5 protein-coding genes are annotated in these 3384 nt (G+C 45.4%); 1 reads left to right on the top strand and 4 read right to left on the bottom strand.

What is annotated here, in order from left to right:
• Positions 1 to 135 precede the first annotated feature (135 nt).
• The 4 genes from ACEW9J_RS00610 to ACEW9J_RS00595 all read right to left on the bottom strand — a co-directional run bounded on the left by ACEW9J_RS00610 (position 136) and on the right by ACEW9J_RS00595 (position 2494).
• Entirely contained in the window at positions 136 to 258 is a 123-nt protein-coding gene (locus ACEW9J_RS00610; protein ID WP_373543216.1) for a hypothetical protein, read from the bottom strand.
• A gap of 83 nt (positions 259 to 341) precedes the next feature.
• Positions 342 to 1523, bottom strand: coding sequence for a 1-deoxy-D-xylulose-5-phosphate reductoisomerase (gene dxr, locus ACEW9J_RS00605; protein ID WP_373543215.1), 1182 nt, complete (start codon positions 1521 to 1523; stop codon positions 342 to 344).
• 40 nt (positions 1524 to 1563) lie between these two features.
• Positions 1564 to 2127, bottom strand: a complete 564-nt coding sequence (locus ACEW9J_RS00600) for an HD domain-containing protein (RefSeq protein WP_373543214.1) — start codon at positions 2125 to 2127, stop codon at positions 1564 to 1566.
• A gap of 64 nt (positions 2128 to 2191) precedes the next feature.
• On the bottom strand, positions 2192 to 2494 hold the full coding sequence (locus ACEW9J_RS00595; RefSeq protein WP_373543213.1) for a transcriptional regulator: 303 nt from the start codon (positions 2492 to 2494) through the stop codon (positions 2192 to 2194).
• 306 nt (positions 2495 to 2800) lie between these two features.
• On the opposite strand from ACEW9J_RS00595, the gene ACEW9J_RS00590 reads away from it, so the two are divergent.
• On the top strand, positions 2801 to 3079 hold the full coding sequence (locus ACEW9J_RS00590; protein WP_373543212.1) for a hypothetical protein: 279 nt from the start codon (positions 2801 to 2803) through the stop codon (positions 3077 to 3079).
• Positions 3080 to 3384: the final 305 nt, after the last annotated feature.

Here is a 3384-nt window from a genome sequence, read left to right as displayed (position 1 = left end):
CTTAATTAAACTCAATATTTTCAACTATTAATCATCTTAATGGTGGGTTTTACTGTGCCAAAATTCAGATCGAATCTGCTATTAATCTGGACATGTTATCCCATCTGAGTTCGATGAGGCGTAGCCTCATCGAACTCAGGTTAATTGAAATAATGCGGCGTTGACATCTTCAATAAATCCGACAACCACATCTTCTGGTGTTAGATCTAGTAATCGGGCATTGTCTAGCCGACTGAAGGGGACGATCCCCCAGCCCATTTTCCGAAAGCCATCATTAGCAACAGCAAAATTAATGCTTGCAAATTCGCCGTCTCTATTCTGAACGATATAGGCTTTCGTAACTAGAGTGTCTTTGTCGCCACCTGCTGACTAAATTCGATTACCATGTGTCTCGCCCAAATATCTGCGGCTAAAATATCATCTAAACTTGGAGTCAAAGTGAAATCGGTGCGATGTTTGTCGCAGACTTTTTCGATAACTTTGGGGATATCTAGAAAGTGGATTTTTTCTGCTAAAAATAGTGCTACTGCTTGCTCGTTTGCGCCATTTAGTACTGCTGGCATCGAGCCACCCGCTGTTCCGGCGGCGTAGGCTAAATCGATACAAGGATACTTCTGAAGATCGGGTGCTCTAAAAGTCAGATCGCCAGCTTTGACGAGATCGAATTTCTGCCAATCAGTGGGGATGCGATCGGGCCATGATAGCGCGTATAGTAGCGGTAATCGCATATCTGGCCAACCCAACTGTGCCAAAACTGATGTATCTTGCAGCTCGATCAGTGAGTGAATGATACTCTGAGGATGGACGACAATATCGATATCCTCATAACCCAATCCAAATAAATAATGCGCCTCAATCACCTCTAAACCCTTATTCATCAGCGTGGCAGAGTCAATGGTGATTTTTTGACCCATCGACCAATTCGGGTGCTTGAGCGCGTCTGCAATGGTCACTGAGGCTAATTTCTCAGCAGGGAGATCGCGGAAGGCACCACCGGAAGCTGTGAGGATAATCCGCCGCAATCCACCAGGGGGAACACCTTGCAAGCATTGGAAAATAGCTGAGTGTTCGGAATCGGCGGGGAGTAATTTGACTCCATGTTGCTCGACTAAAGGTAGCACGACTGGCCCACCAGCGATCAGGGTTTCTTTATTTGCCAAGGCGATATCTTTACCTGCTTTAATCGCGGCAATCGTGGGTAAGAGTCCCGCACAGCCGACAATGCCAGTTACAACACTTTGAGCATCGCCATAGCCAGCGACTTCGATCGTGCCTTGCGCCCCAGCGACGATAATTGGATGGTAGTCTAAATTGGCGATCGCGTCTTTGAACTCAGGTAACTTGGCTTCATTTCCAATCGCCACAATTTCAGGACGAAACTTCCGTACCTGTTGAGCTAATAGCTCGACATTGCTACCCGCCGCCAGTCCGACAATCCGAAATTTATCGGGGTTGTGTTCGACGATATCTAGGGTTTGAGTCCCGATTGAGCCAGTAGAACCGAGTAAAGTAATCGCTTTCACAATTTATGACGATCTCAAATATTTATCTAATCTCTTCATATTACGGTGTCTGGGGAGCGATCGATGAGGAAACTGGATAGTTTTGGATCTTTTCTGTCAATCTCAACGCTAGGAGGGGACTAGCCGCCTGTAGATGCGTGTGAATTTCGATCGCTTCCTCACGATAGCGGATAATTTTTTCGTGCGTCCAATGACGGGGTGGCGGCTGAAGATTGGTAATCCGATCTGCTAATTTTACCATCCAGATCTCGATCGGTTGTCGTTCGATCCGCTGGAGACTATCAACTAGTTGCTGGGACTTGGCTAAGCCTGGATTTTTGCTCAAAGCAGCTACACCATCGGCGACACCAATACCGAATATCGACTCGATCTGCTCGTAGCTGGTAGCCGTATCCTCGATCGTATCGTGCAGTAAGGCACACTGGATTGCTAAATCTCCATTATGTCCAGATTCGGCACTCAGCGCGGCGAGAATTTCCATACTCACTAAGTTCAAGTGCATCAGGTACGGTAAATTGCTACCTGGTAGGAGTTGTCCCCGATGCGCTTGTGCGGCAAATCGACAAGCTTTGATATATAATTCTCGATCCCAGTAAGATGTCATATTCAGAAGTTATAACTCGTACTTTTAGCTGTAGGATACATTAGCGTCAGGGAGATCGAGAGCGTCAAACCACAGATTGCCCAGATATTGCCGCAGCGATACCTTCACGAGTAGCCCCAACTAATAATAGAGATCTGATTAATAGATCGATCGATACTGATGGATCGACAGATTCTAACTTAGGAATTCGCGATCGATCGGAACTAAGATCTTTAGCAGCCTGTTGTTTTAAACTCTCTAGATATTTACTCAATGATAATCTAATCTCGATCGTCACTGTCTCTTCTGGTGTGAGTTTGAGAAATTCAGCGATGCTACCCACTTTCCAGCCAGCTTCGACTAATTTCTGACGTTTTATCGGTTCCATAATTTATATAAATAGCGATCGTAAATCAGATCTCTGGAATTGAGCATTGGTGCGTTACGGCTGCACCTAACACACCCTACATTAATCTGTAGATCTCACGAAAGGAGAGTTTGACTTATTTAGAAAAATGATTAAAGCTGGTGGACTAAAAGGTAGAGCACTACAATTGTATGAAACTCGTATGAATCTTGGTGTACCGACAGGATTAGACTCACAGACTCCTCAAAAGCTTACGGATTTATACAACACCCGGGAATAATATCACTAGCATCAACGATTAGAATTCCTACTGCACTGTTGGGGAGGTTGCGGGAGCAAGCGCAGGATGTGGGTTTGACGCTGAATCAGTATTTGGAACAATTGGCTGATGGACAATCTCCAGATGGTAGTCTGGAAGTTGAAATCGAGCCACCAACCGATGAGAAGATCGTCTGTATCGATAAACTGGAATTGGAGTGGAAGTCAGAAGAGCGTCAGCCGCTTTTTAACCAACCAAAATCTGAAGCTATACTAGATCGAATCGACATCACAATAGCAGCGAAAAGCGACCTAGGGGCAGTAATAGCGATTAACTCCACAAGCTAGATCGAGCGACAACGATAATCGTTTCACCACAACCCGACGCGATCTTTATGTTGATATCGCTGGTAAAATACCAGTAGCGATCGATATCTGTGGTGTTGGGTTTCGCTTCACTCTACCCAACCTACAACCTATCCTAACGCGAAGAGTCGATCGTATCGATCGAGTCGGGCGTAGTTAAGGGATGGGGGAGTGCATTTATACGGGGAGGGTGACGTGAGGGAAAGGGACAAAAGTAAAAAAGACAGCGATAATATCCCTGTCCCCTTCAAAAAAATAGTGACATGATTGTAACGTCAATTGAACAG

The organism is Chamaesiphon sp. (genome assembly GCF_041737865.1).
Taxonomy (GTDB): Bacteria; Cyanobacteriota; Cyanobacteriia; order Cyanobacteriales; family Chamaesiphonaceae; genus Chamaesiphon.
Note: the sequence above shows the minus strand (reverse complement) of the source record. Positions and strands in the feature narration are given on the sequence as shown.

Bases quoted from the DNA above. Each gene is read 5' to 3' on its own strand.
- ACEW9J_RS00600 (WP_373543214.1), bottom strand. From the start codon at position 2,127: ATGACATCTTACTGGGATCGAGAATTATATATCAAAGCTTGTCGATTT.
- ACEW9J_RS00610 (WP_373543216.1), bottom strand. From the start codon at position 258: ATGGGCTGGGGGATCGTCCCCTTCAGTCGGCTAGACAATGCCCGATTA.
- ACEW9J_RS00595 (WP_373543213.1), bottom strand. From the start codon at position 2,494: ATGGAACCGATAAAACGTCAGAAATTAGTCGAAGCTGGCTGGAAAGTG.